This window comes from Pseudomonas sp. Marseille-Q0931 (genome assembly GCF_940789645.1).
In the GTDB taxonomy this organism is placed as follows: domain Bacteria; phylum Pseudomonadota; class Gammaproteobacteria; order Pseudomonadales; family Pseudomonadaceae; genus Aquipseudomonas.
Genome location: NZ_CALNWT010000001.1, coordinates 909920 through 931433 on the forward strand (window position 1 = coordinate 909920; position 21514 = coordinate 931433).

Genomic DNA, 21514 nt, shown 5'->3' on the forward strand with positions numbered 1-21514 from the left:
ATGTCTGCATCCTTCGATTCGAGTGCCTTCCTGGCGACCTGCAGCGGTCGCCCTGGCGTCTATCGCATGTTCGATGGCGAGGCTCGCCTGCTCTATGTCGGCAAGGCGAAGAACCTCAAGAAGCGTCTCGCCAGTTATTTCCGCAAGACCGGTCAGGCGCCCAAGACGGCCGCCCTGGTCGCACGCATCGCACAGATCGAAACCACCATCACTGCCAACGAGACCGAGGCGCTGCTGCTAGAGCAGACGTTGATCAAGGAATGGCGGCCGCCGTATAACATCCTGCTGCGCGACGATAAGTCCTATCCCTATGTATTCCTCTCTGACGGCGAATTCCCACGCCTCGGCATCCATCGTGGCGCCAAGAAAGCCAAGGGGCGCTATTTCGGTCCGTACCCCAGCGCCCTGGCGATTCGCGAGAGTCTGAGCCTGCTGCAGAAGACCTTTCTGGTTCGTCAGTGCGAGGACAGCTACTACAAAAACCGTACGCGCCCCTGCCTGCAGTACCAGATCAAACGCTGCAAAGGCCCCTGCGTCGGCCTGGTCAGCCCGGAGGAATACGCCGAAGACGTGCGCCACTCGGTAATGTTTCTCGACGGCCGCAGCAATGCATTGAGCGAGGAACTCTCTGCCAGCATGGAAAAGGCCTCAATGGCCCTGGAGTTCGAACGCGCTGCCGAGTTGCGCGACCAGATCGCCATGCTGCGGCGCGTACAGGACCAGCAGAGCATGGAAGGCGGCAGCGGCGATGTCGATGTGGTGGCCGTAATGCTCACGCCGGGCGGCGCATGCGTGCACCTGATCAGCGTGCGCGGCGGCCGCGTGCTCGGCAGCAAGAATTTCTTCCCGCAGGTGGCGATTGAAGAGGAGGGCGGCGATGTGCTGATGGCCTTCCTCGCTCAGTACTACCTGGGCAACGCCGAGCGCGATTTGCCCAGCGAGCTGATCGTCAACGTGCAGCATGAAGACTTCGCCACCCTGATCGAGGCCATCGAATCGCTGCGTGGGCGCAGCCTCAGCATCAGCTTGCGCGTGCGTGGCACGCGAGCGCGCTGGCAACAACTGGCCGTCACCAATGCCGAACAGGCGCTGGCTGCTCGCCTGGCCAACCGGCAGCACCTTGCTGAACGCTTCGAGGCGCTGGCGACCGTGCTGGAAATGGACGAGCCGCCGCAGCGCATGGAGTGCTTCGATATCAGTCACTCCAGCGGCGAGGCGACGGTCGCTTCCTGCGTGGTGTTCGGCCCCGAAGGGCCGCTAAAGTCCGACTACCGCCGCTTCAATATCGAGGGCGTGACTGCCGGCGATGACTACGCTGCCATGCACCAGGCCCTGACACGTCGCTTCAGCAAGATCAAGGATGGCGAAGGCAAGCTGCCTGACGTGCTGTTGGTGGACGGCGGCAAGGGCCAGCTGGCGATGGCCCGTGAGGTGCTGCAGGAGCTGGCGGTGCCGGATCTGATCCTGCTTGGCGTGGCCAAGGGCACGACGCGCAAGCCCGGTCTCGAAGTGCTCTACCTCAACGATGCCGAGCATGAGTTCACCTTGCCCGGCAACTCGCCGGCACTGCACCTGATCCAGCAGATTCGTGACGAATCGCACCGCTTCGCGATCACCGGGCACCGCGCACGCAGAGGCAAGACGCGGCGTACCTCGACGCTGGAAGAGGTCGCCGGGATCGGCCCAAAGCGGCGGCGTGAACTGCTCAATCACTTCGGTGGTCTACAGGAACTCTCCCGCGCCAGCGCCGAAGAAATTGCCAAAGCGCCGGGAATCAGTAAAAAGCTCGCCGAGTTGATTTATGACACTCTGCACAGTGAGTAGAATGCCCGTTCACTTCGCAGCCTAGTTGTGCCGATGAATATCCCCAACTTGCTTACCGTGCTCCGGGTCGCGCTGATTCCGGTCTTCATCCTGCTGTTCTACATGCCATTCTCCTGGAGCTACTGGGCGGCCAGCGGCGTCTTCGCCGTTGCTGCCGCGACCGACTGGCTCGACGGCTATCTGGCGCGTCGCTGGGAGCAAGGTACGCCTTTCGGCGCCTTCCTCGATCCGGTAGCGGACAAGCTGATGGTGGCAGTAGCGCTGGTGCTGCTGGCTGCCGAACATTCCAATCTCTGGCTGACCCTGGCTGCGGCGATCATCATCGGTCGTGAGATTGTTGTGTCGGCCTTGCGAGAGTGGATGGCCGAGCTAGGAGCCCGGGCGCACGTGGCAGTATCCAACCTCGGCAAATGGAAAACCGCGGCGCAGATGCTGGCGTTGGTCATCCTCCTTGGTAATCCGCCTGTGTTCACCTTCTGGGTGGTGGTCGGATATATCCTGCTGGTGATCGCGGCGGTGCTGACATTGTGGTCGATGCTGCAGTACCTGCTGGCGGCCTGGCCGCACCTCAGCACTACCTCGGAAAAGAAATAAGTATTTTTGAATCAAAGGGTTGACGGCGCGGTTCGATTCTATAGAATGGCGCCCGTCGACAAGACAAGCGGGAATAGCTCAGTTGGTAGAGCACGACCTTGCCAAGGTCGGGGTCGCGAGTTCGAGTCTCGTTTCCCGCTCCAGTTTTACACGAGTCGCCAAGGCGGCTCGTTTGCTTCATGGCTGAGTTGCAGAGTGGTTATGCACCGGATTGCAAATCCGTGAACGCCGGTTCGATTCCGACCTCAGCCTCCAATCTTAAAGGCCTCGTAGATCCATGATTTACGAGGCCTTTTTCATTCTCGCAGCTGTGCTTTTGCACGCCTTGCGAGGACGCGGAGGGCTGTATATAGTCCGCCCTTCGCACAGCGCTACCGCCCGAATGGCGAAATCGGTAGACGCAGGAGACTTAAAATCTCTCGACCGAAAGGTCGTCCCGGTTCAAGTCCGGGTTCGGGCACCATTCATCTGTTTCTCTCTGTCTCTATAAGCAATCTAAACCGGCACTCTGGCCGGTTTTGTCATTTATGGCGGTCTCTTATTTCCCATTCTGAAATTGGCGAAAAGTGGTTTGGCGCGGGTTAATGGCGACCAAGGCGTTCTGCTTGTCCATATCCGGCAAACCTAGGCGCCAATCAACGTCGTGATCTGATTGACGCTGATCACCTGGCCGCTCCAGATCATTTCGTAGTGCGCGCTCTGGATGATCGAGGTCACAGGGCGCGGCGTCATCAGCGCCCAGCAGATATTGCCGGCAGAGCGCACCGAGTGATAGCGCAGGCCCATGCATCCTGCGCTTTTGGCCTCGGTCCCCAGCTGGTTGGAGTGGGCATAGTCACCTGGCGCATAGATGGGGTCCGACAGCGGCACGACCGTCGCGTCTCTCAACCCGGCTTCGCTGAAGTTGGCTGTTAGCCCGCGGAAGACGAAGCGCTCATAGTTGAGTTCCGGTACCTTCGACCAATAATTTTCCTGGTGGTAGCACACCTCGGCAATGGCGGTATCCATCCTGTCCGCCAGGTACAGCACGCCGAAGCTGCCGTTGCTGAAGCGCGAGCCAGCCGGGTTGACGTGAGTGAAGGGGGCCGTCGCGTACGAGCAGCCGGTAATGCCGAAGGGAATCTGATCGCGCGGGATCAGCTCCAGGCGACCAATCTCGTTCTGCAGTCGTGGATTGGTCAGCGCCTGGATCTGATAGAGGGCTTCGAAGTCCTCTGCGTCGGCGACATCATCGAACAGGGCGATGGGCGGGAACTTGGAGTTGACCAGACGATAGGCCTGCACCGGCTCATCATCCAGCAGCGGTAGGTCGCTGAGCATTACCACTGAGCACCTCGCAGGGTGTCGATGCGCCGGAACGTCTCGTACAACGAGATCATGTCGCCTTGCGCCATGACTTCCATTGGCGTGCGGCCGTTGAAGAACTCGTTGTGGTTCTCCATCAGGGCAAAGCCGTAGACGTTATCGGGGTTGTCGAACACCACGCGCAATGCAGCATGGATGTTCAGCACCAGGCTGATGCGCTGCATCTGATCGGAGTCCAGGTTTACCGTCCAGGACGAGTCCTTCTGACTGGCGCGAGTGTAGGTGCTGCGGGAGATTCGTAGCACTCGGCAGGCCTGTTCGGCTGAGGCCTTCCACTTGTCGAGAATGTTCAACGCCGCGCGCAGGCCGGCTGCGCACTGGCTTTTCGAGAAGTCCTGAACCTGGAGGGCTGTAGCAGTCATATAGAACTCTTCTTTGCGTCTGTGGATCAATTTATAGCATATTTTTGTCTTTGGATTAAATTTGCTTGACCTTATCAATCGAAAGGAGGTGACCGCCAGCGCCCGACAAACTTGATCACGATCAATTTTAAACCGGCCTCCGAAGCGTAGATTCCACATCATCTTGTGTTCTTTCTCTATTTTTAAACTAGATGATGTGCCAGGAGGTGCTGGATGTATAAGGAGCGTGTTCCTTACCGACCGCAGTCGCTGTTCAAGCGCGACGGCCAGGAAGTGCCTTTCGAGGCCGCCAAGATAGAGCGTGCGATCACCGCTGCTGGCCAGGCAACGGGGGAATTCGCGGCGATTGAGGCCAGGGCGCTGACCGACGCGGTAATGGCACGTCTGGTGGAGTTCCGCAGCCTGGAAGTGGAGCAGGTCCAGGACCGGGTCGAGCAGGTGCTGATGGAGGCCGGTTACTATCAGACCGCACGCGCCTATATCGTCTACCGCGAGCGGCATGGCCGTCTGCGACGAGACCGCAAGCACCTGATCGATGTGGCTGCGTCGATGAACGAATACCTGTCACGCGAGGATTGGCGTGTGCAGGCTAACGCCAACCAGGGCTATTCACTGGGCGGGCTGATCCTCAACGTATCCGGCAAGGTGACGGCCAACTACTGGCTGGACGAGGTATACAGCGAGGAGGTCGGCCGGGCGCACCGCGAGGCCGATCTGCATATCCACGACCTCGACATGCTGGCCGGATACTGCGCTGGTTGGTCGCTGCGCACGTTGCTGCATGAGGGTTTCAATGGCATCGCGGGGCGGGTCGAGGCAGGGCCGCCCAAGCATCTGTCCAGCGCGTTGGGGCAGATGGTCAACTTCCTCGGTACCCTGCAGAACGAATGGGCCGGCGCTCAGGCGTTCAGTTCGTTCGATACCTACCTGGCGCCGTTCGTGCGCAAGGATGGCCTGAGCTACGACGAAATCCGCCAGGCCATTCAGGAGTTCATCTACAACCTCAACGTGCCGTCGCGCTGGGGGACACAGACGCCTTTCACCAATCTGACCTTCGACTGGGTCTGCCCCGAGGATCTGCGCGAGCAGGTGCCGGTGATCGGTGGCCATGAGATGCCGTTCTGCTACGGCGACCTGCAGGGCGAGATGGAGCTGATCAATCGCGCCTACATCGAGGTGATGATGGCGGGCGACGCGAAAGGGCGGGTGTTCACCTTCCCGATCCCGACCTACAACATCACCCACGACTTCCCCTGGGACAGCGACAACGCCACACGTCTGTTCGACATGACTGCGCGCTATGGCCTGCCGTACTTCCAGAACTTCCTCAATTCGGACATGCAGCCCAATCAGGTGCGTTCGATGTGCTGCCGCCTGCAACTGGACGTGCGTGAGCTACTGAAACGCGGCAACGGCTTGTTCGGCTCGGCGGAGCAGACCGGATCTCTTGGCGTGGTGACCATCAACTGCGCGCGCCTGGGCTATCGCCATCGGCAGGATCTGCCCGGCCTGCTACAGCGCCTGGATGCGCTGCTGGACATGGCGTACGAAAGTCTGGAGGTCAAACGCAAGGTCATTCAGCACCACATGGATGCAGGGCTCTATCCCTACACCCGGCGATACCTGGGCACGCTGCGCAATCACTTCTCCACCATCGGCGTGAACGGCCTGCACGAGATGCTGCGCAACTTCAGCGATGACCGTGAAGGCATGCAAACCGAGCTGGGTCGTGAGCTGGCGTTGCATGTGCTCGATCATGTGCGGGCGCGCCTGGTGCAATTCCAGGAGCGTAGCGGTCACCTTTACAACCTCGAAGCGACGCCGGCCGAGGGCACTACCTACCGCTTCGCCAAGGAGGACCAGAAGCGCTTCCCCGATATCCTCCAGGCTGGCACGGTCGAGGCGCCTTACTACACCAACTCCTCGCAACTGCCTGTCGGTTTCACCGACGATCCCTTCGAGGCCTTGGCCCTGCAGGACGAGCTGCAATGCAAGTACACCGGCGGCACCGTGCTGCACCTGTATATGGCCGAGCGGATTTCCTCGGCGCAGGCCTGCAAGCAACTGGTGCGCACGGCGCTGTCGCGCTTCCGCCTGCCGTACCTGACCATAACCCCGACTTTTTCCATCTGCCCGGTGCACGGTTACCTGGCCGGTGAACATGAGTTCTGCCCGAAGTGCGACGAGGCGCTGCTGCAGAAACAGCAGTGCTGCGGCGCCTGCGGCGGCTGAAGAGCTATTACCCACCACAAGGAGCGACACCATGAATGCACAGCTGAAACTTCCCGAAGCCCAGCGTCAGCGCTGCGAGGTCTGGACCCGGGTGATGGGTTACCACCGCCCAGTGACGGCATTCAACCTCGGCAAGCAGTCGGAGCATCGCGAGCGCCAGCATTTCGTCGAGCCACGCTGATTGCGCCGCGAGTCCGGGCCATCGCCATGGCCCGGGCTTCGTCATCTTCATGCCCGGAGCGACGGCCATGCCTGCAACCCCTTTGCATCCTACCCACCAAGCGTTGCGCATTGGCGGATTGCAGCCGATGACGACCCTCGATTACCCCGATCACCTGGCCTGCGTACTGTTCTGCCAGGGCTGCGCATGGCGCTGCCGCTATTGCCACAACCCGGAGCTGATCCGCTGCGGTGCAACGAACACCGATTGGAGCTGGGCCAAGGTGCTGGATTTCCTGCAGCAGCGCCAGGGACTGCTGCAGGCGGTCGTGTTTTCCGGTGGCGAGGCCACGCTGCAGTTGGCCTTGCCGTCGGCCATGCGTCGGGTGCGCGAGCTGGGTTTCAAGGTCGGCTTGCACAGCGCCGGGATCAAACCGGCTTCGTTCGGACGCGCACTGGCGCATTGCGACTGGGTCGGTTTCGACGTCAAGGCATTGGAGGAAGAGGCGGCCCTGATCACCGGCGTCAGCGGCAGCGGCCAGGCCAACTGGAAAAGCCTGGAGCTGCTGCTGGCAAGCGGTGTGAGCTACGAATGCCGCACCACGGTGCATTGGGGGCTGTTCGATTGCCGGCACCTGCGGCGTTTGGGCGAACGCCTGGCGGCTCAAGGCGTACGCCGCTTCGCAGTGCAACTGGCTCGCTCGCAGCGGATGCTCGACGAGCAGTTGGGTACTGCTGCCACCCCACCGCAGGCGGCAGAACTCTGGCCTTATTTCGAGCAACTGTTCGAACGTTTCGAACTGCGCGCGGCCTAGGCCAATTGCTGAAAGCCTGCCGGAAACACCATGGGGCCGCTCGAATACCAACGCCCCGACATTCTAGTAACCCCTGCGCCTCGATCCGGGCGGGGGAGGAGGCAACATGCTGATTACCGATAAGCGCAAGGCCCTGGCGATTCCGGCGATCCTGCGCCTGGGCTTTCGCCCCTTCTTTCTGTTCGGCGCGGGACTGGCCGTATTGGCCGTGCCGCTGTGGATCGTGGCGCTCTACGGCGGTCCTATCGCCGAGCCACAGGGTGGTTGGCTGGCCTGGCACCGCCACGAGCAGACGTTCGGCTTCGCCGGGGCCATCATCGCGGGCTTCCTGCTGACCGCGGTGCAGACCTGGACGGGGCGACCGAGCCTATCGGGCAGGCCGCTGGGCTGGCTGGTCGCGCTCTGGCTGCTGGGACGTCTGAGCTGGTGGCTGCCTTCGGCCTGGTTGCTACTGGCGACCAACGTGGCGTTTCTACTCGCGGTCGCGGTAGTCATGGCCCGGCTGCTCTGGGCGGTACGCCAGCGGCGCAATTACCCGATCGTGCTGGTGCTTGCATTGCTGGCTGCGGCGGATCTGCTCAGTCTGTTCGGCGTGGTGTTCGGGCACGAGACCTGGCAACGCCAGGGCTGCCTGGCAGCCATCTGGCTGGTGGCCGCGATGATGACGGTGATCGGCGGGCGGGTGATTCCCTTCTTCACCCAACGGGGGCTGGGCCGGACAGAGGCGGTGCAGCCCTGGGTCTGGCTGGATATGGCCCTGCTGGTCGGCAGCGTGCTAATGGCAGTGCTCACTGCTGCCGGACTGCTGCTGCAGCCTCATTGGTTCTCCGCGATCCTGCTGCTGGCTCTGGGGCTGGGTCACGGCATTCGCCTGTGCCGCTGGTTCGATGCCGGTCTGCTGCGGGTGCCGCTGCTGTGGTCGCTGCACCTGGCTTATGCCTGGCTGGTGGTGGCTTGCCTTGCGCTTGCGGCGTCGCAGTTGGGCGCTCCGCTGTCCTTCAGCCAGGCATTGCATGGGCTGACCATCGGTGCCATGGGCGGCCTGATCCTGGCCATGCTGGCACGGGTGTCGCTGGGCCACACGGGGCGTGCGCTACAGTTGCCACGCGGTTTCGCCATCGCCTTCGTCGCGCTCAATCTGGCCGCGTTGGTCAGGGTCTTTGGCGTGTCCTTCGCCTACCAGCCGGCGCTCTGGCTGGCAGCCCTGGCCTGGAGCCTGGCCTTTGCACAGTATCTTTACTGCTACGGGCCCATGCTGTGTCGGCCGCGTGTCGATGGTCATCCGGGCTAGGGGCAAGAAAAACAAGTGACCTCACTGCCGCCGCGCACCCCTGCTTGGGGCGCGCGGCGGCAGGTGCTTATTGATAGCAGACCGGCTCACCCAACGCGCGGGGGAACAGCAGGTTGTTCTCCAGATGGATGTGCTGCATCAGGTCGCGGCGTAGTTCATCCAGCCCACCGTAAAGCGCTCGCCAGGTGTTGCAGGCGTTGGCGGGCGGCTGCATGCCGTTGGTCAACGCCACCAGGCGCTCCAGGGCATCGCCGTGCTGGTCATGCTCATAGCGCATTACCGAAACCGGCGCACCCAGCATCACACCACCGCCGCGCTGGATCATCGGAAAGAGAATCTGCTCCTCCTTCTGCATGTGGCTTTCCAGTTCCTGTAGCAGATTCATCAGCAGGTCCGTCAGGCCCAGCGGGCAGTGTTCACGGCCGCCATGCACCTGTTCGACACGGGCGGCCAGGCGGATCAGCTCCGGCAATTGCTGGCGATGGACGCCGTGGTAGCGCTCCAGGATGTGTTCGATAAGCTGCTCCGGCGGCGCCGTGCGCCAATCTTTTTCATTCCCTATTTCGCCGTCGAGCGAAAGCAGCTGCCGTTGTACCTGTTCGGCATCGATGCCGCGCTCCTGTGCTGCCTGGCGCAGGCTCTTCTGGCCGCCGCAGCAGAAATCGAGGTGGAATTCATGGAGAACCCGGGTTGCACCGGGGATGTTGCAGGCGATGTGGCCGAGGGTGTGGTCGAGCAGTTGGCTGGCCATGCGTGGCTCCTTTCAGGCTGGTTTGTGCCTGTGCCCATCGCAAACACCGTGCCGGGGCAAGACTTGACGGCAATCAAGGGCTCGCGCGGCTTACAGGTCTAATCTACCCGCCACGAATCAGGTCCGGGGCACCCGAAATGGTAGATTTCACTCCCTTGCAGAACAGCTTGCTCGCCGACCTGACAGGCGAGTTGCCCAGCGCTGTACGCCTGCAGCGGCTGGTGGTCAGCCTGCGTGAAGTCTTCGCCTGCAGTGCGGTGGTGCTATTGCGCCTGGATGGCGACAACCTGCGGCCTCAGGCTGCGGTCGGGCTCAGCCACGAAACTCTGGGGCGCAGCTTCGCAGTTGCCAGGCACCCGCGTCTGGCGCGGATCATGGAGCAGCGCGCGCCGGTACAGTTTCCGGCCGATAGCGAGCTGCCCGATCCTTACGATGGCTTGTTGCAGCACAGCCCGGACGAGCCGCTACCGGTGCACGACTGCATGGGCATGAGCCTGGTGGTCGATGGTCGTACGTGGGGCGCGGTGACGCTCGATGCCTTGCGCCCCGGCACCTTCGACCGCCGCGCCGGCGAACGGCTGCAGCGCTATGGCCTGTTGATCGAGGCGGCGCTGCGGACCTGTCGACTGGAGAACGAGATTCGCAGCCTGCGTCTGGTACGCAGTGAGCCGGGCGAGGAGGGTGACGAGGCGGCGGGCATGATTCTGGGCGACAGCCCAATCCTCACCCAGTTGCTCGACGAACTCGGCGTGGTGGCTGAGTCCGAATTGCCGGTGTTGCTGCAGGGCGAAACCGGCGTCGGCAAGGAACTGTTCGCCCGTTGGCTGCATGCCCATTCGCCTCGTGCGCGCAAGCCGCTGGTGTACGTGAACTGCGCAGCGCTGCCAGAGACATTGGCGGAAAGCGAGCTGTTCGGGCATGTGCGCGGCGCGTTCTCCGGCGCCACGCAGGATCGCCCCGGGCGCTTCGAGGCCGCCAGCGGCGGCACGCTGTTTCTCGACGAGATCGGCGAGCTGCCGCTGTCGATCCAGGCCAAGTTGCTGCGTGCCCTGCAGAATGGCGAGATCCAGCGCCTGGGCTCGGACCGCACGCGACATGTCGATGTCCGGGTAATCACTGCAACCAACCGACGGCTGTGGGAAGAGGTTCGTGAGGGGCGATTCAGGGCCGACCTCTATCATCGTCTGTCGGTCTACCCGGTGCATATCCCACCTTTGCGCGAGCGGGGCAGAGACATCCTGCTGCTGGCCGGGCACTTTCTCGAGCTCAACCGCGCGCGCCTGGGCCTGCGCTGCCTGCGCCTGTCGGCCGATGCCGAGGAAGCGCTGCTGGGCTATTGCTGGCCAGGCAACGTGCGCGAACTGGAGCATGTGATCAGCAGGGCTGCGCTCAAGGTATTGAGCCAGGCCGAGTCGCGTACCGCCTTGCTCAGTATCGGTGCTTCCTGGTTGGGGCTGGAGGGGCCGGTCGCGCTGCAGGCAAGCGCCCCTGCAACGCCAGCGCTGATATCCAGCGAGAGCCTGCAGCAGAGTGTGGATCGCTATCAGCGAGAGCTGATCCGCAACGCGCTGGACGAGCACGGCGGCAAATGGGCCGCCACAGCCCGGGCGCTGGCCGTCGATCCGAGCAATCTGCGCAAGCTGGCAAGGCGTTTGAACCTTCTTTGATTGCGAACAGCAGGTGATGCACTGCATTTACGCAGCGCTAGACCGCAAGGGCTTTATTCCAGAGACACCAGGCGCACCTGGGTGACATCGTCAGGGGCTTTCTCTTTCGCTTCCGCAATGTCCATCCCCCAATCTCCGTGCTCATACCAATCATCGCCGAGCATCTGGTGCGGTCGGCGCCATTGCCGCAGGCCAGCGAATCAGCGGGGCAATATCGATCACAGCCCCAGCAGATGCGATCGGGGCGGCTCGGGTGCAAGGGAAACTTCTTGGCCATTTCAGCGTTTCCTGCCTGGCTTGTCGTCCTCTCAAGCCTAGTGGCGCCAGTTGTGGCGGCCTTGATCGATATCAAGTTTCGGCGCATTCGGCGCCGTGAGGCAACGGCCGGACCGACTTGATCGCAGTCAAGGCGACCGCTGCGATGCGTCGCCTAGAGTGGCGCCTCGCTGTCGAAGCAGGAGTCGAATCATGCATCTGGTCTGTCCCGCGGGAAGTCTTCCCGCCCTCAAGGCCGCGCTGAATCAGGGGGCGGATGCCATCTACGTGGGCTTTCGCGATGACACCAACGCCCGTCATTTTGCCGGCCTGAATCTGGATGACCGTCAGCTGGACATGGGTTTGCAGCTCATCCGGCAGCGCGGCCGTCAGCTCTATGTCGCGGTCAACACCTACGCGCAGGCGCAGGGCTGGAAGCGCTGGCAGCGCGCCGTGGACCAGGCCGCCGCACTCGGAGTGGACGCGCTGATTGCCGCCGATCCGGGTGTGCTGGCCTATGCCAGTCGCCATCATCCCGACCTCAACCTGCACCTCTCGGTGCAGGGCTCTGCCACTAACGCTGCTGCGCTGGCGTTCTACCAGCAGCGCTACAACATTCGCCGGGCCGTGCTGCCGCGGGTACTGTCGCTGGCCCAGGTGCGCCAGGTCGCGGAAAAGAGCAGCGTGCCGCTGGAGGTCTTCGCCTTCGGCAGCCTGTGCATCATGGCTGAGGGGCGCTGCCACCTGTCGTCCTACGTTACCGGCGAGTCTCCCAATCTGTGCGGCGTCTGTTCGCCGGCCAAGGCCGTGCGCTGGCAGGAAGATGCCCAGGGCCTGAATTCACGTCTGGGCGGCGTGTTGATCGACCGTTATGCGCAGGGCGAGCCGGCTGGCTATCCGACCCTGTGCAAGGGGCGCTTCCTGGTCGAAGGTCAGCGCTTCCACGCGCTGGAAGAGCCTACCAGCCTCAACACCATCGATCTGATTCCGCAGTTGGCCGAGATGGGCATCGCCGCGGTGAAGATCGAGGGACGCCAGCGCAGTCCGGCGTATGTCGAGCAGGTTACTCGGGTCTGGCGCGAAGCGCTGGATGCCCATGCCGCAGGCCATTTCGTCGTCCAGGAACGCTGGCGCGAGGACCTGGCGCGGCTGTCCGAAGGCAGCCAGACCACGCTTGGCGCCTATCATCGATCCTGGCAATGAGGAAGCTATGAAACTGAGTCTGGGCCCCGTCCTGTTCTACTGGAGTCGCAGCAAGCTGCTGGACTTCTATGCCGAGATGGCCGAACAACCGCTCGATATCATTTACCTGGGCGAAACGGTTTGCTCCAAGCGCCGCGCGCTGTCGTTGGACGACTGGCTGCAACTGGCCCGCGAACTGCGCACATGCACCGGCGCCGAGCTGGTGCTGTCCGGCCTGGCGCTGGTCGAGGCAGCCTCCGAACTGGCCAGCCTGCGCCGCCTTTGCGACAACGACGAATTGCGGGTAGAGGCCAACGACATGGGGGCGGTACAGCTGCTCGCCGAGCGAAGCCTGCCTTTCGTCGCCGGGCCGGCGCTGAACCTGTACAACGCCCATGCCTTGCACGAGCTGATGAAGTGCGGGCTGCAACGCTGGGTTCCACCCGTGGAGTGCTCCGGACAACTGCTGCACGATTGCCTGCAACAACTCGATGCCCTGCAGATAGAACGTCCGGAAGTCGAGCTGTTCGCCTACGGCCATCTACCACTGGCCTACTCGGCGCGCTGCTTCACGGCGCGGGCGGAGAACCGGCCCAAGGATGACTGCCAGTTCTGCTGCCAGAACTACCCCGAGGGCATCGCGCTGCTCAGCCAGGAGGCGCAGCCGTTGTTCACCCTCAATGGCATCCAGACCCTGTCTGCAGAGGTCAGCAATCTCCTGGCCGACTACCCGGCCCTTGCCGATAGCGGGGTGGACGTCCTGCGCCTGAGCCCGCGTAGTGAAGGTATGGCGCAGGTAATCGGGGATTTCGCCGCGGTGCGCGACGGAGGCCTGCCGCCCCTGGCAGTGAGTGGTTGCAACGGTTACTGGCATGGCCTTCCGGGCATGCTGACGGCGCAGGGGCTGAACTCATGACCCTGGCCCAACGACTGGTGAAACTGGGCACGCCGCTATTGCCACTCGGGCAATACGTCCCCTTTGCCGTACAGCGCCGGCTGATCGAAAGCGCGGCGGCCCGGTTGTTCGCCAAGCCACTGGCCGAGGGTGCGTTCGATCTGCTGGCGGGCCGTTGGCTGCGCATCGAAATCAGCGACCTGGGCCTGGTCTGGTGCGTGAGCTGCGTCGGCACCAAGCTATTGGTACGGCGCCGAGAGGCAGTGGACGTGACCATTCGCGGCAGTTGGCGCGACTTCCTTCTACTGGCCAGCCGCCGGGAAGATCCGGATACCCTGTTCTTTCGCCGTCACCTGGTGATCGAGGGCGACACCGACCTGGGGCTGGCCGTGAAGAATCTGCTGGACGCGCTCGAACCGCAGGAGCTATCCCCCAGAGCCTGGCAGCTGATCCAGGCGATTGGCGAAGCCGTGCACTGAGTGAGGATGACCGCGCGCTGTCAGCCTGATTCTGCGCTTCGCTGCAGCCGTTGCTGGAGGTCGCGCGCGTCATAGGGAGCCCGGACCTTTACGTCGTTATCGAAGTAGCAGTAAAGATCGCGCGCCGTTCGGCGGGGTTTATGTGCCTCGTCGATCAGCCGGGCATCGCCGGGTTGCCCGCCGGCGGTCCAGGTTTCGATGCGCTGCTGCCAATGCTGCAGGGCTTCAGGCGAATACCCGCTGACATACAACTCGGCATCGCCGTGCAGGCGCAGGTAGAGGAAGTCGGCGGTAATGTCCTCCGTATAAGGCCATTTACCCGCTGTGTCCGCCACCACCAGGGCGATGCCGTGCTGGCGTAGCAGTTTGATGAACGCCGGATCGCAGAAACTGGCATTGCGGATTTCCACGGCATGGCGCAATGGGCGATCCGCTGCGGCGTCCAGGTAGCCGGCCACGTGCAGTCGGGCGGAGGCGTGACGGGCGAGGCTGCGGGCCTGGTCGGTATCGGCCGGTAGTTTGGCGACGAATTCGGCGAAGAGCTCCTCGTCGAAGCGGAAGCTGGGTGGAAACTGCCAGAGGATGGGGCCAAGTTTTTCCTTCAGCCCCAGCAGGCCGGACGCGAAGAAGTTGGCCAGCGGTTCGTCGATGTCGACCAGACGGCGCACGTGGGTGATGAAGCGCGGTGCCTTGACGCTGAAGACGAAGTCATCGGGCGTCTGCGCTGCCCAGTTGCTGTAGCGCTCGGGCGTCTGCAGGCCGTAGAACGAGCCGTTGATCTCGATGCTGTTCACCTCACGCGAGGCGAATTCCAGTTCACGCCGCTGGACCAGCCCCTTGGGGTAGAAGTCGCCGCGCCAGGGCGCGTAGCGCCAGCCGGAAATACCGATGCGGACATCGCTCATGGCGCCACCCGCCACAGGCGTGGGCAGCGCTGTTGGGGCAGAACGAAAAAGCTCATTGGCATCACCTCATAGCTCGCATGTGGCATTCGATGCCTGGCCGGAGCCAATCATTCGAGCGAATTTTCTCTGAACCGCAGGCTCTGGGCGCGGACACAACTGTATGGACCTGCGCGGAGGAATTTCGAGATGTCCGGTGAAATCAGTCTGCTATTCATTGCGCTCGGCGTGATCATCATCCTGCTCGACCTATGGGCCATCGTCAGCGTCTTTCGCAGCGACAAGGGTGTAGAGACAAAAGCCATGTGGTCACTGGTGATCGTGCTGTTCCCGATACTGGGGTTGGGCCTGTGGGGCTTGTTCGGGCCGCGTGGCATGAGCCCGCCGCCGTCCTCGCCGGAGCACAGCAAGTAACGGCACGGGTGAGAAGAGGAAGGTCAGATGACCGTTGAGAGTTCGACGGCGCCGGCCATTTGCGCCGGCCACGCTCAGTACGGAGACGAACGCCATGCCTAGGGCCATCTGGAAAGGCGCCATCAGTTTCGGTCTGGTTCATATCCCCGTTGCCCTGGTGTCGGCCACATCGACCCAGGGCGTGGATTTCGACTGGCTGGACAAGCGCAGCATGGACCCGGTCGGCTACAAGCGGGTGAACAAGGTCACCGGCAAGGAAGTGACCAAGGAAAACATCGTCAAGGGGGTGGCCTACGAGAAGGGCCGCTACGTGGTGCTCAGCGAAGAAGAGATTCGCGAAGCGCACCCCAAATCGACGCAGACCATCGATATCTTCGCCTTCGTCGACAGCGTGCAGATTCCCCTGCAGCACATCGACAAGCCGTATTACCTGGCGCCGGATCGTCGGGGTGAAAAGGTCTATGCGCTGCTACGCGAAGCGCTGAGCAGCACCGACAAGGTGGCCCTGGCTCATGTGGTGCTGCACACCCGCCAGCACCTGGCGGCGCTGATGCCGATCGACTCGGCAATGGTGCTGGTGATCCTGCGCTGGCCGAGCGAAGTGCGTGGGCTGGAGACGCTGGAGCTGGATGATTCGGTAACCAAGCCCAAGCTGGCCAAAAGCGAGTTGGACATGGCCAAGCGCCTGATCAAGGACATGAGCGGCGACTGGCAGCCTGAGGAATATCAGGACAGCTTCCAGGATCGCATCATGGCGCTGGTGGAGAAGAAGGCCAAGGCTGGCAAGATCGAGAACGTCGAGCGTGTCGAGGGCGAGGAGGAGCGGCGCAGCGCCGATGTCATCGACCTGACCGAACTGCTCAAACGCAGCCTGGGTGGCAAGCCCGATAGCAAGTCGAAAGCCAAGCCCAAGGCCCGCACCCCACGCAAGAGCCCCAAGACTGCACGCAAATAAGCCGGGATACCGACCATGGCCAGAGCGCAGAGCGAATACAACCGCAAACGCAATTTCGAGCAGACCAGCGAACCCCGCGAGCAACCGCGCAAGCGCCGCAGCAAGGCCGGTGCGCTGCGCTTCGTGGTGCAGAAGCACGATGCGCGCCGCCTGCACTACGACTTTCGCCTTGAGCTGGACGGCACCCTGAAGAGCTGGGCGGTGCCCAAGGGGCCGAGCCTGGACCCGACGCAAAAGCGCCTGGCAGTGCATGTCGAGGATCACCCGCTGGATTACGCCAGCTTCGAGGGCAGCATCGCCGAGGGCAACTACGGTGCGGGCGACGTGATCGTCTGGGACCATGGCATCTGGCAGCCCCAAGGCGATCCGGCGGCCGCCTACAAGGCCGGCAAGCTCAAGTTCACCCTGGTGGGCGAGAAGCTGGCCGGGGACTGGACGCTGGTGCGCACCCGGCTACGCGGCAGCAGCGACAAGGAGCAGTGGCTGCTGATCAAGGAGCGCGACGACACCGCGCGGCCCAGCGACGAGTACGACATCGTCGAGGCGCAGCCGCAAAGCGTGATCAGCGGCGCGCTGGTCGGTGGTCCGAGCAAAACGGCCAAGCGCAAGGCGCCGGCCAAGCCGGCAGGGAGTCGCAAGACGCAGGCGGAGTTCCCTGACAGCCTGGCGCCGCAACTGGCGACCCTAGCCGAGCGTCCGCCCGAAGGCGACTGGTTGTATGAGGTGAAGTTCGACGGCTATCGAATCCTGGCGCGAGTGCGCGGCGATGAAGTGCGTCTGTTCACCCGCAATGGCCATGACTGGACGGAGCGCCTGCCACAGCAGGCCAAGGCTCTGGCCAAGCTGGGCCTGAGCGACAGCTGGCTCGACGGCGAGGTCGTGGCCCTCAATGAGCAAGGCCTGCCGGACTTCCAGCAACTGCAGAACGCCTTCGACATCGGCCGCAGCCACGATCTCATCTACTACCTGTTCGATGCGCCGTTTCTCAACGGCGAGGACATGCGCGAGGAGCCCCTGGAAACTCGGCGCGCCCAACTCAAGACTGCCTTGGGCAGCACGCGGCGCAGCCCGCTGCGTTTCTCCGAGGCCTTCACCGCCCATCACCGGGACATCGTCGAGAGCGCCTGCGCCATGTCGCTGGAAGGCGTCATCGGCAAGCGCTCGGGCAGCCTCTACGTGTCGCGACGCAGCGCCGACTGGATCAAGCTCAAATGCCGCCTGCGCCAGGAGTTCGTCATCGTCGGCTACACCAAGCCGCAGGGCAGCCGCAGCGGCTTCGGCGCGCTGTTGTTGGCGGTGAACGAGGCGGAGGGGTTGCGTTATGCCGGGCGGGTCGGCACCGGGTTCGGGGAAGCGTCGCTCAAGACCCTGCATGAGCAATTGCGCAAGCTGGCACGAGATAAATCGCCACTCGAGCGGAAACTGACGGCTGCCCAGGCCCGCGGTGTGAGCTGGGTCGAGCCGCAACTGGTCGGTGAAGTCGAGTTCGCCGAATGGACGCGTGAAGGCATCGTGCGCCAAGCCAGCTTCATCGCCTTGCGAAGTGACAAGCCGGCAGCGCAGATCGTTCGTGAGCATCCGCGTGCGCCAGGCGCCGCAGCGGAGAAACAAACCAAGAAGGCAGAAAGTTCGCGCAAGTCATCCGCCAAGCCGGTAGTGGCCGGCGTGCCGATCAGCAATCCGCAGCGGGTGATCGACCCGGAAAGCGGCACGACGAAACTGCAGCTGGCCCAGTTCTATGCGGATATCGCCGATTGGTTGCTGCCGTACCTGCGCAACCGGCCGGTGTCGCTGGTGCGGGCGCCGGACGGGGTAGAGGGGGAACAATTTTTCCAGAAGCATGCCGAGCGCCTGGCGATCCCCAACATCAAACACCTCGACCCCAAGCTGGACCCCGGCCACGCGCGGCTGATGGAAATCGACAGCGTGCCGGCCCTGGTCGGTGCAGCGCAGATGGGCTGCATCGAATTTCACCGCTGGGGCGCTACCAGCGACCGCATCGAAACGCCCGATCATTTCGTACTCGATCTCGACCCGGACCCGGCGTTGCCGTGGCGCAGCATGCTGGAGGCGACCCGGCTGACCCTGAGCGTGCTCGACGAGCTGGGCCTGCAGGCTTTTCTCAAGACCAGCGGCGGCAAAGGCATGCACATCATCGTGCCGCTTGCCCGGCACGCCGACTGGGATACGGTCAAGGGCTTCGCCAAGGCCCTGGCGCAGTTCATGGCCAAACAATTACCCGAGCGTTTTACCGCGACGTCGGGGCCTAAGAACCGAGTGGGGAAAATCTTCATCGACTATCTGCGCAACGGTCGCGGTGCCAGTACGGTATCGGCCTACTCGGTGCGCGCGCGTCCCGGCCTGCCGGTTTCGGTGCCGATCGCCCGGGACGAGCTTGACGGCCTGCGCAGCGCCCAGCAGTGGACGGTCGCCAATCTGCAGCAGCGTCTGGACGGGCTGCGCCATGACCCGTGGGATGGGTATGCCAACCGCCAGCGCCTGATCCGCGCCATGTGGGACCGGCTCGGCGCCGAAGCGCCATGATCTGCGCCGTCAGATCAGCAACAACACCAGTAAGGCTGCGCAGGTTCCCAGCAGGGCGGTCACTCGTGCCGAGCTCAGGGCCAGGGCGTGTCCGCGCGACCTGCGGGTAAAGCGTCCTCGCACCTCGTGCAGACCATCGATGCTTTCCAAAAGGTTGTCGCCTGCCGTTTCTGACTGGCCCTCGCTCAGCTGGCCTTGCCAGGCGCGACGCGCAAGGAGACGGTCGAGCAGGCCCGGAAAGAACTGATTGCCGATGATGGCCTTGACGGTGGGCAGGCCGACCCAGAGTTCCCGTGGAGGTGCATTCGCGACGCTGAAAATGGCGCGCGCTGCGACACCGGGGTCATGAATGGGCGGCACGGGTTGCACGCGTTGACCCAGTTTGTTGCGCGCCCAGTCGAACTGCGGCGTGTTGATCGCCGGCAGCTGCACCATGCAGACCTTGACCTCGCTGCGCTGGTGAATGAGTTCGCAGCGTAGCGAGTCGGTGAAGCCGCGCAGCGCGAACTTCGCTGCGCAATAGGCCGACTGCAGAGGGATGGCGCGATAGGCGAGTGCCGAACCGACCTGGATAATCACCCCGCGATTCCGTGTGCGCATCAGCGGTAGCGCCGCCAGGGTGCCATGTACGGCGCCGAGGTAGGTCACCTCGGTAACGCGCCTGATTTCCTCTGGCGTCAACTGCTCGATCGCAGCGAACACCGTGACCATCGCCGAATTGACCCAGACGTCGAGGGGGCCGAGTTCGGCCTCGAAACGTTGTGCCGCCAGCGCCAGGGCATTGGCATCGGCCACATCCGCGCTGATCGCCAGGGTCGGGACGTCGTAGGCCTGCAGCTCCGATGTCGCTGCTGCCAATCCTTCCTCGCTGCGGGCCAGCAAGCCGACGGCATAGCCCGCGGCAGCGAAAGCATGCGCGGTGGCCCGGCCGACACCGGCGCTGGCCCCGCAGATCACCACCACCGGGCAATCGTCTTTTTTCATTCAAACAGCCTCGAGGATCACTTCTTGTGCTTACCCGGCAGCAGCGAACCGAACAATTGCTTGGCGGTTTGCGCAAGGATGCCGCGCTGGTCCGGGTCGACCTGCAGCAGGGTGGAGGCGAACTGCTTGGCCTGCTCCAGGCTGATATGCGGCGGCAACGGTGGGACATCCGGATCGGTGCGAAATTCCAGCAGCACCGGACGATCCGCAGCCAGAGCCTGCTCCCAGGCCGGGCCGACGTCCTCTTCACGCTCGATCAGCAGGCCGAGCAGGCCAATGGAGTTGGCGAAAGCGTGGTAGGGCACGTCGGGGATGTTCTGCGAAGCCTCGAATTTCGGGTCGCCTTCCATCACCCTCTGCTCCCAGGTGACCTGGTTGAGGTCCTGATTGTTGAACACCGCGAGCACCCATTGCGGGTTCTGCCACTCGCGCCAGTACTTGGCCACGGTGATCAGCTCAGCCAGATTGTTCATCTGCATGGCGCCGTCACCCACCAGGCCGACCACCGGACGATCCGGATGGGCGAACTTGGCGGCGATGGCATAAGGCACCGCCGCGCCCATCGACGCCAAGCCGCCGGACAGCGAGCAGAGCATGTCGCGGCGGATCTTCAGATCGCGGGCATACCAGTTGGCGCAGGAGCCGGAGTCGCAGGTGACCACGGCGCGCTCGGGCAGGCGCGGCGACAGCTCGTAGACCACCCGCTGCGGGTTGATCGGGTTGGCCGACACCATGGCGCGGCTTTCCAGGGTCTGGTCCCAGTCGCTGCGCCACCCTTCGATGGTGGTGCGCCAGCTGTCATCCGCCTTGTTCTCCAGCAAAGGCAGCAGGGCGCGCAGGGTCTCGGCGGCATCGCCCTGCAGGTTGACCTCCATTGGATAGCGCAGGCTGAGCATGTCGGGCTGGATGTCGATCTGCACGCCACGCGCCTGTCCTTCTTCCGGCAGGAACTCGGAGTAGGGGAAGCCGGAACCGATCATCAGCAGGGTGTCGCATTCCTCCATCATCTTGTAGCTCGGCACCGTACCGAGCAGGCCGATGGAACCGGTGACCCAGGGCAGCTCGTCAGGCAGCACGGCCTTGCCCAGCAGCGCCTTGGCCACGCCGGCGCCGAGTTTCTGCGCCACTTCGAATACCTCATCGCCGGCATTCAGCGCCCCGGCGCCTACCAGTATGGCGACCTTCTTGCCGCTGTTGAGCACTTCGGCAGCGCGCTGCAGGTCCGCTTCATAGGGCACGACGCGCGGGTGGCGGTAGCCGATGCCACTGTGCAGGGTGCCGTGCTTGTGCGGCGGCTCGGCGTATTCGGCCTCCTGCAGATCGTTGGGTAGGATGATCGCCGTCACCCTGCGTTCACCGACGGCGGTGCGGATGGCGCGGTCGATCAGATGACGCACCTGCGCCGGTGCGCTGGCCTGCTGGACGAAGGCACCGGCGACGTCCTTGAACACCGAGACCAGGTCCAGCTCCTGCTGGTAATGCCCGCCAAGCGCGGTGCGCGCCTGCTGGCCGGTAATCGCCAGCACCGGCATATGGTCCATGCGCGCATCGTAGAGGCCGGTCAGCAAATGTGTAGCGCCGGGGCCCGAGGTGGCGATGCAGACGCCCAGCTGGCCGGAGAACTTGGCATCTGCCGCAGCCATGAAGGCAGCCATCTCTTCGTGGCGGGCCTGGATGAAACGGATCTTTCCATTGGTCCGGCTGAGCGCGCCGAACACGCCGTTGATGCCGTCCCCGGGATATCCGTAGATGCGCCGTACACCCCACTGGTAAAGCCGCTCGACGATGAAATCTCCGACTGTCGTGGCCATTTGCACCCTCCGTTAAATCGAGTTTCGGCCAGA

General features: G+C 63.3%; 19 protein-coding genes, 3 tRNA genes and 1 pseudogene. 16 read left to right on the forward strand and 7 right to left on the reverse strand.

Going from position 1 to position 21514, the window contains the following annotated elements; all coding sequences use genetic code 11:
• The 5 genes from uvrC to P3C50_RS04435 all read left to right on the forward strand — a co-directional run bounded on the left by uvrC (position 1) and on the right by P3C50_RS04435 (position 2881).
• Entirely contained in the window at positions 1-1824 is a 1824-nt protein-coding gene (gene uvrC, locus P3C50_RS04415; RefSeq protein WP_275545028.1) for an excinuclease ABC subunit UvrC, read from the forward strand.
• 33 nt (positions 1825-1857) lie between these two features.
• Entirely contained in the window at positions 1858-2418 is a 561-nt protein-coding gene (pgsA, locus tag P3C50_RS04420; RefSeq protein ID WP_197855643.1) for a CDP-diacylglycerol--glycerol-3-phosphate 3-phosphatidyltransferase, read from the forward strand.
• A 67-nt stretch (positions 2419-2485) separates the two neighbouring features.
• Positions 2486-2561, forward strand: a tRNA-Gly gene (locus P3C50_RS04425).
• 38 nt (positions 2562-2599) lie between these two features.
• Positions 2600-2673, forward strand: a tRNA-Cys gene (locus P3C50_RS04430).
• A 121-nt stretch (positions 2674-2794) separates the two neighbouring features.
• Positions 2795-2881: transfer RNA gene (locus tag P3C50_RS04435), tRNA-Leu, on the forward strand.
• Positions 2882-3042: 161 nt separating this feature from the next.
• Here the strand turns inward: P3C50_RS04435 and P3C50_RS04440 are convergent.
• Together P3C50_RS04440 and P3C50_RS04445 are read right to left on the reverse strand one after the other, a co-directional pair.
• A complete protein-coding gene (locus P3C50_RS04440; protein WP_275545029.1) occupies positions 3043-3738 on the reverse strand; it encodes an RES family NAD+ phosphorylase in 696 nt (231 codons plus the stop codon).
• A complete protein-coding gene (locus tag P3C50_RS04445; protein WP_275545030.1) occupies positions 3738-4145 on the reverse strand; it encodes an antitoxin Xre-like helix-turn-helix domain-containing protein in 408 nt (135 codons plus the stop codon). Before P3C50_RS04445 ends, P3C50_RS04440 begins: the two co-directional genes overlap by 1 nt.
• 213 nt (positions 4146-4358) lie before the next feature.
• Here P3C50_RS04445 and P3C50_RS04450 point away from each other — a divergent pair, with 213 nt between their 5' ends.
• The 4 genes from P3C50_RS04450 to P3C50_RS04465 all read left to right on the forward strand — a co-directional run bounded on the left by P3C50_RS04450 (position 4359) and on the right by P3C50_RS04465 (position 8642).
• Positions 4359-6377 (forward strand): ribonucleoside triphosphate reductase, encoded by a 2019-nt coding sequence (locus tag P3C50_RS04450; RefSeq protein ID WP_275545031.1) that lies wholly within the window; start codon positions 4359-4361, stop codon positions 6375-6377.
• A gap of 31 nt (positions 6378-6408) precedes the next feature.
• Positions 6409-6558 (forward strand): anaerobic ribonucleoside-triphosphate reductase, encoded by a 150-nt coding sequence (gene nrdD / locus P3C50_RS04455; protein ID WP_197855647.1) that lies wholly within the window; start codon positions 6409-6411, stop codon positions 6556-6558.
• A 67-nt stretch (positions 6559-6625) separates the two neighbouring features.
• On the forward strand, positions 6626-7351 hold the full coding sequence (locus tag P3C50_RS04460; protein WP_275545032.1) for an anaerobic ribonucleoside-triphosphate reductase activating protein: 726 nt from the start codon (positions 6626-6628) through the stop codon (positions 7349-7351).
• A 106-nt stretch (positions 7352-7457) separates the two neighbouring features.
• Positions 7458-8642, forward strand: coding sequence for an NnrS family protein (locus P3C50_RS04465; RefSeq protein ID WP_275545033.1), 1185 nt, complete (start codon positions 7458-7460; stop codon positions 8640-8642).
• A gap of 67 nt (positions 8643-8709) precedes the next feature.
• Here P3C50_RS04465 and ytfE read toward each other — a convergent pair whose 3' ends face one another.
• The gene (gene ytfE / locus P3C50_RS04470) at positions 8710-9393 is read right to left on the reverse strand and encodes an iron-sulfur cluster repair protein YtfE (protein ID WP_275545034.1); all 684 of its coding nucleotides are present in this window, start codon (positions 9391-9393) and stop codon (positions 8710-8712) included.
• Positions 9394-9530: 137 nt separating this feature from the next.
• Between ytfE and norR the strand changes: the two genes are divergently transcribed.
• A complete protein-coding gene (norR, locus tag P3C50_RS04475; protein WP_275545035.1) occupies positions 9531-11060 on the forward strand; it encodes a nitric oxide reductase transcriptional regulator NorR in 1530 nt (509 codons plus the stop codon).
• Between the two features lie 163 nt (positions 11061-11223).
• Here norR and P3C50_RS04480 read toward each other — a convergent pair.
• Positions 11224-11337, reverse strand: a pseudogene (locus P3C50_RS04480) (DUF3079 domain-containing protein); the annotation flags it as partial.
• A gap of 191 nt (positions 11338-11528) precedes the next feature.
• Here P3C50_RS04480 and P3C50_RS04485 point away from each other — a divergent pair.
• From P3C50_RS04485 to P3C50_RS04495, 3 genes are read left to right on the forward strand one after another with little or no spacing between them, the layout of a single operon-like run.
• Positions 11529-12518 (forward strand): ubiquinone anaerobic biosynthesis protein UbiU, encoded by a 990-nt coding sequence (locus P3C50_RS04485; RefSeq protein WP_275545036.1) that lies wholly within the window; start codon positions 11529-11531, stop codon positions 12516-12518.
• 7 nt (positions 12519-12525) lie between these two features.
• Positions 12526-13413 (forward strand): U32 family peptidase, encoded by an 888-nt coding sequence (locus tag P3C50_RS04490; protein WP_275545037.1) that lies wholly within the window; start codon positions 12526-12528, stop codon positions 13411-13413.
• On the forward strand, positions 13410-13871 hold the full coding sequence (locus P3C50_RS04495) for a ubiquinone anaerobic biosynthesis accessory factor UbiT (protein ID WP_197855655.1): 462 nt from the start codon (positions 13410-13412) through the stop codon (positions 13869-13871). The genes P3C50_RS04490 and P3C50_RS04495 overlap by 4 nt, the downstream gene beginning before the upstream one ends.
• A 20-nt stretch (positions 13872-13891) precedes the next feature.
• Here P3C50_RS04495 and P3C50_RS04500 read toward each other — a convergent pair whose 3' ends face one another.
• The gene (locus tag P3C50_RS04500; protein WP_275545038.1) at positions 13892-14776 is read right to left on the reverse strand and encodes a DUF72 domain-containing protein; all 885 of its coding nucleotides are present in this window, start codon (positions 14774-14776) and stop codon (positions 13892-13894) included.
• A 186-nt stretch (positions 14777-14962) separates the two neighbouring features.
• Between P3C50_RS04500 and P3C50_RS04505 the strand changes: the two genes are divergently transcribed.
• The 3 genes from P3C50_RS04505 to ligD all read left to right on the forward strand — a co-directional run bounded on the left by P3C50_RS04505 (position 14963) and on the right by ligD (position 18686).
• Positions 14963-15187 (forward strand): PLDc N-terminal domain-containing protein, encoded by a 225-nt coding sequence (locus P3C50_RS04505; protein ID WP_197855657.1) that lies wholly within the window; start codon positions 14963-14965, stop codon positions 15185-15187.
• Between the two features lie 94 nt (positions 15188-15281).
• Complete coding sequence (locus P3C50_RS04510; RefSeq protein ID WP_275545039.1) at positions 15282-16142, forward strand: Ku protein; 861 nt, start codon at positions 15282-15284, stop codon at positions 16140-16142.
• A 15-nt stretch (positions 16143-16157) separates the two neighbouring features.
• Complete coding sequence (gene ligD / locus P3C50_RS04515; RefSeq protein ID WP_275545040.1) at positions 16158-18686, forward strand: DNA ligase D; 2529 nt, start codon at positions 16158-16160, stop codon at positions 18684-18686.
• A 9-nt stretch (positions 18687-18695) separates the two neighbouring features.
• On the opposite strand, the gene P3C50_RS04520 is transcribed toward ligD, so the two are convergent.
• Positions 18696-19670, reverse strand: coding sequence for an SDR family oxidoreductase (locus P3C50_RS04520; RefSeq protein WP_275545041.1), 975 nt, complete (start codon positions 19668-19670; stop codon positions 18696-18698).
• A gap of 17 nt (positions 19671-19687) precedes the next feature.
• Entirely contained in the window at positions 19688-21481 is a 1794-nt protein-coding gene (locus P3C50_RS04525; RefSeq protein WP_275545042.1) for a thiamine pyrophosphate-requiring protein, read from the reverse strand.
• Positions 21482-21514 lie beyond the last annotated feature (33 nt).

Coding starts and splice junctions, on each gene's coding strand:
- P3C50_RS04510 (WP_275545039.1), top strand. CDS start 15,282: ATGCCTAGGGCCATCTGGAAAGGCGCCATCAGTTTCGGTCTGGTTCAT.
- P3C50_RS04450 (WP_275545031.1), top strand. CDS start 4,359: ATGTATAAGGAGCGTGTTCCTTACCGACCGCAGTCGCTGTTCAAGCGC.
- P3C50_RS04460 (WP_275545032.1), top strand. CDS start 6,626: ATGCCTGCAACCCCTTTGCATCCTACCCACCAAGCGTTGCGCATTGGC.
- P3C50_RS04445 (WP_275545030.1), bottom strand. CDS start 4,145: ATGACTGCTACAGCCCTCCAGGTTCAGGACTTCTCGAAAAGCCAGTGC.
- norR (WP_275545035.1), top strand. CDS start 9,531: ATGGTAGATTTCACTCCCTTGCAGAACAGCTTGCTCGCCGACCTGACA.
- P3C50_RS04465 (WP_275545033.1), top strand. CDS start 7,458: ATGCTGATTACCGATAAGCGCAAGGCCCTGGCGATTCCGGCGATCCTG.
- ytfE (WP_275545034.1), bottom strand. CDS start 9,393: ATGGCCAGCCAACTGCTCGACCACACCCTCGGCCACATCGCCTGCAAC.
- ligD (WP_275545040.1), top strand. CDS start 16,158: ATGGCCAGAGCGCAGAGCGAATACAACCGCAAACGCAATTTCGAGCAG.
- pgsA (WP_197855643.1), top strand. CDS start 1,858: ATGAATATCCCCAACTTGCTTACCGTGCTCCGGGTCGCGCTGATTCCG.
- P3C50_RS04500 (WP_275545038.1), bottom strand. CDS start 14,776: ATGAGCGATGTCCGCATCGGTATTTCCGGCTGGCGCTACGCGCCCTGG.
- uvrC (WP_275545028.1), top strand. CDS start 1: ATGTCTGCATCCTTCGATTCGAGTGCCTTCCTGGCGACCTGCAGCGGT.
- P3C50_RS04505 (WP_197855657.1), top strand. CDS start 14,963: ATGTCCGGTGAAATCAGTCTGCTATTCATTGCGCTCGGCGTGATCATC.
- nrdD (WP_197855647.1), top strand. CDS start 6,409: ATGAATGCACAGCTGAAACTTCCCGAAGCCCAGCGTCAGCGCTGCGAG.
- P3C50_RS04520 (WP_275545041.1), bottom strand. CDS start 19,670: ATGAAAAAAGACGATTGCCCGGTGGTGGTGATCTGCGGGGCCAGCGCC.
- P3C50_RS04495 (WP_197855655.1), top strand. CDS start 13,410: ATGACCCTGGCCCAACGACTGGTGAAACTGGGCACGCCGCTATTGCCA.
- P3C50_RS04485 (WP_275545036.1), top strand. CDS start 11,529: ATGCATCTGGTCTGTCCCGCGGGAAGTCTTCCCGCCCTCAAGGCCGCG.
- P3C50_RS04490 (WP_275545037.1), top strand. CDS start 12,526: ATGAAACTGAGTCTGGGCCCCGTCCTGTTCTACTGGAGTCGCAGCAAG.
- P3C50_RS04440 (WP_275545029.1), bottom strand. CDS start 3,738: ATGCTCAGCGACCTACCGCTGCTGGATGATGAGCCGGTGCAGGCCTAT.
- P3C50_RS04525 (WP_275545042.1), bottom strand. CDS start 21,481: ATGGCCACGACAGTCGGAGATTTCATCGTCGAGCGGCTTTACCAGTGG.